This is a genomic window from Methylophaga sp. (assembly GCF_965655755.1).
Taxonomy (GTDB): Bacteria; Pseudomonadota; Gammaproteobacteria; order Nitrosococcales; family Methylophagaceae; genus Methylophaga.
In genome coordinates, this window is record NZ_CBFHHW010000060.1 from 1 (window position 1) to 4,811 (window position 4,811).

Here is a 4,811-nt window from a genome sequence, read left to right on the forward strand (position 1 = left end):
TCTGAAGATAATGATGTGCCTTCAGGTAAGAAACATGACTAAGCGAGTCTAGCTGTCTAAAAACTAGTCATTAGAGTGATCATGACCATCTACGAGGTTCAGCCAGTGAACAGACCCTGCGCCCAGAAACCGCTGTCTGGGATAGCATGATAAGCACAATCCCCGCTTATCCCTAAGGGTCAGTGCTCTCGGTTCAATGCGGCCTCGAGAACTCCTTATCTCTCAAATCCTACCGTAATTTCGTGCTCGAACAGTGGCAGAAAACAGACTAGTTTATTATCCTGCGATTCAAAAAAACGCCAGGCTGGGCCTGGCGAACCGTAACAGTATGGTACTGATATATCTATACCACATTAATAGACACACTAACTTTAGCTATGGTTCGAACTAATCGTCACTTTTACGACGAGAACCCACCGGAGAATTATAAAACACTGTAACGCTGATAAAATCGTTAATCGAAGCAAGTTGCATGGTTTGCCTAACCTTAACTTTTCACAAAAATTTTCAAGCATTTATTCAATAGTAACGCCATCACAAAATTGGTTGCTAAAAAATGAATGTAGAAGAGCGAGTTAGACTCTTAGAACTCGAAGTCCATGATTTAAAATTTGTTGTGAATAGAATGACCAGAATGCTAATAGATTTGGAACAAAACTTTGATGATTTCTCCCAATTCATAAACCTTTACCAACATAAAAGCCATCATGAAAATAAAGATTCTCTCAGGTTGCCATGGGAAAATGCACAGGCAGCCGAAGATTTGTCATTTCTAGCTAAACATGAAAGCTCTCTTTAACCTAGACTAGGCTGAAATAGCTTCTTAGAGCTTCATAATTGACACAAATTTCTCTTCCTTATTCCGGTAAGATAGCATCCATAGAATGCTTTCACTTAACTGTAGCTTTGACGGCAGTCGCAACACTGCAAATTAGTTAGTAATATCAGTATCGCCCCTCCATAATACTAATTAGATTCATCAATAGTTATCCAAAATGAAGCCAATGGAGCAAGAGAGTTTTATTCATGCCAATAACACCTGAAGAGTTAAAAAAATTGCGCAAAAGCCTCGGCCTTACTCAGCAGGAAGCAGCAAAAAGTATATATGTCACCTTACGTTCATGGCAGAACTGGGAAACAGAAAAAGAAATGCAAAATCATAGGGTTATACAAGAAGGTCTTCTTGAGTTATTTTTCATAAAGCATAATATTTCATACAAAGTACTTGCAGATGGGCCACACATAGTGTATAAATAGAGGCAAGTGGCGGAATCACCCGCCATTATTTTTGCCAAGGAGTGCACACTATGTGTGTTATTGATAATGTAAACTTTGACACCCTGACAACAAACGTTGACTTGAACCCTCAACATAAAAAGTTGATGGATGATTCGTATGTTGGTGGTTTCACGGATGCTGATGGTTGTATAGGCGTTGCAAAACAGCGTTACAAAGGACGCGACAATATCTGTCATCGCCTCAAGCTCAGCATCGCGCAAAATAACCTTGAAGTGCTGGAAGAAATCCAAAAAATCATTGCTGAAAAAAGTTTTATTTCAAAACAAAAACGTGACAGCTCAAGTAATCGGCAAGGCTACTCACTAGTTTATGACGGTGCGCATGCACTGCGTGCCATACAGAAGATAGCTCCCTTCCTGCGTCGAAAGCAATATGAAGCTGAAGTCGCCCAGAAAATGTGGGAAGAGGGCAAAATGGGGCAACGCCCTGGTCCCAAGGGTTGGCCACCAGAGGTGTATGAAATTCGTGAAAAATGGGCACAAAAGCTCTCGAGACTGAAGTAGATACATCATTCCCTCCATCCGGGCGAATGGAGGGAGATCAACCTCAGCTTCGGAGTAACTATGTCTAAAAAATCACTTAGAGAACTTGTTGATGACAACCTTGGAAAACCCACCGGCACCAACCTGTCTGATGAGCTTCACATTCGTGAGTTGGAGGAAGAGCCTCCTGCAGTCGGTACCGGCCTCTATATCTACAAACAAGATCATGTCATCAGTGCGCATAAACGTGAATTCAATCAGACACGCAAAGCGATCCTCAAAGAACTGAGCAAGGAAAGCAATTGGAAGCCCTTTGCCCTGATCAGAGAAACTCTGGTTGATGAGTTGGATAATTTGGCTGAACAGTTTGCTAATTTCAGTGAAGTGATTGAACTCTGTAAGCGTAACCTGCAGTTATTCAGTCTGGAGTCACCTGAGGTCATCAGCTTTCCCCCGTTATTGTTATCGGGACCACCGGGTGTCGGCAAAACCCGTTTCATGTCCGAGCTTGCCAAAGTGTTTGGGACTGATTTTTTCACCCTCGATTTTTCGACACTCTCGTCAGGGTTTATTGTTAGCGGAGGTAGCAGTTCATGGAGCGAGAGTAAACCAGGCTTTATCAGCGAGAGCATCAGAAAGAGCCGTTATGCCAATCCCATCGTTATGCTCGATGAAATCGATAAAGTCTCTGCTGATCTGCGTTTCGACCCATTAGGCGCTTTTTACGGTTTGTTTGAATCGCACACAGCACGTCAGTTCAAAGATGAATATCTCGACATTCCGATGGACCTGAGTGGCGTACTGTGGGTCGCGACAGCGAATCAGCCTGAGCGAATACCGGCCCCTATCCGGTCAAGAATGATTGATATAGAAATAAAACCGCCCAGTGCGGCGCAATCCCGGGATATTGTAAAAGCCATTTACCGGGAGTTGCTTGAAGCCAACGCTTGGGGAAAGCATTTTGATAAAGAATTGGACGAGAGTGTTATTGATGCTTTTGCAGCCGTACCACCCAGGCTGATGAAGCTGGGGTTGGAAAAGGCGTTGGCTCATTCGGCTTCGAGAACGCCGTCAGATTCCAGACCCATCTATCTTCTGCCTGATGATGTGAACATGCAGGACAAACAGCATAAACCGGCAGGCATCGGCTTTCTGGCCAGTCTGGGATAAGGGGCACATATGAAAATTGCTTATATCAGTGATTTACACAATGAGTTTCTGCGTGAAGCCGGGTTACCCGTACCTGATATAGAACTTAACGAACCTGTTGATGTGCTGGTTCTGGCTGGTGATATTGATGTCCAGGAGTATGGCGCTCACTATGCTGTTCGGCAAAGTGAGCTTCTTGGGCTGCCTGTTATCTATGTGATCGGTAATCATGAGTTTTACCAGTCAGACAGCCTATCCGTTAAGGATAAAGTAGAGAGCCTGACCAGAAACACGGATGTTCACTTTCTGGATGGTGACTCAGTCATTATTGATGATGTGATGTTTATTGGCGCGACACTCTGGACTGACTTTATGTTGTTTGGGGAAGCGAAGCACCATCTGACAATCAGTCATGCCAGTTTTAATATGACTGACTATGCCGAAATTCGGCTGCCCGATAAACCGTTTTCGCCAAAGCTGACCGTCAGAGACACCCTTCTTTGGCACAAACTTGAAAAACAGTTTATTGAGGAGGCACTGATGATGTCTGATGCTAAGAGCATACTGGTTGTTACCCATCATGCCCCCTCCCTACGATGCATTCCGATGCATGAACAATCTGATTTGATTTCTGCGGCCTATGCCAGCCGACTTGATAGCTTGATTGAAAATCATAAACCAGATGCCTGGATTTATGGCCATGTGCATGGTGAAAACACATTTAATATTGGGACAACCAGAATATGTCGTCACGCTCAAGGCTATCCTCACCTGCAAGCAGTGACAAACACAGCTTACCAACCGGCAGTCATTCATATTGATGAAAAGCTGTCTAACCAGACCGATTGATACTCACTTAAGGCAGGTATCTATGACTGAAGATGATAAGCAAAATAAGACTTCAAAACAGAGTGACCCAAGACCTGAATTTGAAGCACTCTATACAAAGCTGACTTCTGACAAAGTGAAGAAAGCATCTGATGAGCTATTTTTTGCTGATGAAAAAAAACTGGCTGAGGCCTTCAAAGGTAATTAAAAGTAAATGCACTTTGTGACACGCCATCAGGCAAAACGGAAGAACAATTAAAGCCAACAGGTATCTTTTAATTCCCTACCCCGTCAGATGCCAGACATCAATCCAGCTGACTTTAAACTACATACTTCCCCGCTGAAAATTTGTGTCATTAACGGGGAAGTATGTAGGGCGTCAGGAGGTATCCTGCGTCAGTAGCGTTGCTGGCAACGTTACTGGCGAGCCCTATCAGTCAGCTTAATATCGAGGGCATCTTCTCATAGATTTTCAGGAGACTGCCTGCCTACTCAGGCATATCTTCAATTTTAAGATACCTGGATGATCAATCTGTGACCTGAACGACAAAGTGGTCTCTCCATCAAAGCTATTCTGGATACCAAGTCAACCAAGTTTCAGGTATCCGCTATGAAAGAAAAAACCCGGCAACAATACATCTCGCAAGCCAAGCACTTTATCCAAAGTCGACTAGGAACAGATAACCCGCATGTTCAAGAACTGAGACAAGCTCTGATCGATCATGCCTTTGATGATGACCCTCCGGGGCAGAACTCGTGGAATAAAAAAAGAAGAGCGCTTGAAGAGTACTACATTGATCGCTGCATTACGGATGAGGCTATATTTATCAAGTCGACAAAGTTTCCTGAAGGGGCCATCAAGAAAAAAACCGGAACCGTCATGAAAAAAGTTTCAAATGAAGACCTTCAGAAGTTACTCGCTGGCTGCATGGCCAAAAGAAAACCGGACGTGAATTTGGTGGGCACCTTAACGGTGTTATGGCTAACGGGTTGTCGCCCATCTGAAATGATGAATATTGAACTGCTTCCTGGTAATGGCATTTTTATCGAAGG

At 43.7% G+C, this 4,811-nt stretch carries 6 protein-coding genes; all 6 read left to right on the forward strand.

The genetic code is table 11. The features are described from left to right. The first annotated feature begins 1,026 nt into the window (after positions 1–1,026). On the forward strand, positions 1,027–1,257 hold the full coding sequence (locus ACTF5U_RS12190; protein WP_438971905.1) for a helix-turn-helix domain-containing protein: 231 nt from the start codon (positions 1,027–1,029) through the stop codon (positions 1,255–1,257). Positions 1,258–1,307: 50 nt separating this feature from the next. Continuing rightward, positions 1,308–1,802, forward strand: a complete 495-nt coding sequence (locus ACTF5U_RS12195) for an LAGLIDADG family homing endonuclease (RefSeq protein WP_438971906.1) — start codon at positions 1,308–1,310, stop codon at positions 1,800–1,802. A gap of 60 nt (positions 1,803–1,862) precedes the next feature. Then, on the forward strand, positions 1,863–2,951 hold the full coding sequence (locus ACTF5U_RS12200; protein WP_438971907.1) for an AAA family ATPase: 1,089 nt from the start codon (positions 1,863–1,865) through the stop codon (positions 2,949–2,951). 9 nt (positions 2,952–2,960) lie between these two features. Continuing rightward, positions 2,961–3,779, forward strand: coding sequence for a metallophosphoesterase (locus ACTF5U_RS12205; RefSeq protein WP_438971908.1), 819 nt, complete (start codon positions 2,961–2,963; stop codon positions 3,777–3,779). A 22-nt stretch (positions 3,780–3,801) separates the two neighbouring features. Then, positions 3,802–3,966, forward strand: coding sequence for a hypothetical protein (locus ACTF5U_RS12210; protein WP_438971909.1), 165 nt, complete (start codon positions 3,802–3,804; stop codon positions 3,964–3,966). Between the two features lie 402 nt (positions 3,967–4,368). Next, a partial coding sequence (locus ACTF5U_RS12215) for a hypothetical protein (RefSeq protein WP_438971910.1) occupies positions 4,369–4,811 on the forward strand: 443 nt, incomplete at its 3' end.

Coding starts and splice junctions, on each gene's coding strand:
- ACTF5U_RS12190 (WP_438971905.1), top strand. CDS start 1,027: ATGCCAATAACACCTGAAGAGTTAAAAAAATTGCGCAAAAGCCTCGGC.
- ACTF5U_RS12195 (WP_438971906.1), top strand. CDS start 1,308: ATGTGTGTTATTGATAATGTAAACTTTGACACCCTGACAACAAACGTT.
- ACTF5U_RS12205 (WP_438971908.1), top strand. CDS start 2,961: ATGAAAATTGCTTATATCAGTGATTTACACAATGAGTTTCTGCGTGAA.
- ACTF5U_RS12210 (WP_438971909.1), top strand. CDS start 3,802: ATGACTGAAGATGATAAGCAAAATAAGACTTCAAAACAGAGTGACCCA.
- ACTF5U_RS12200 (WP_438971907.1), top strand. CDS start 1,863: ATGTCTAAAAAATCACTTAGAGAACTTGTTGATGACAACCTTGGAAAA.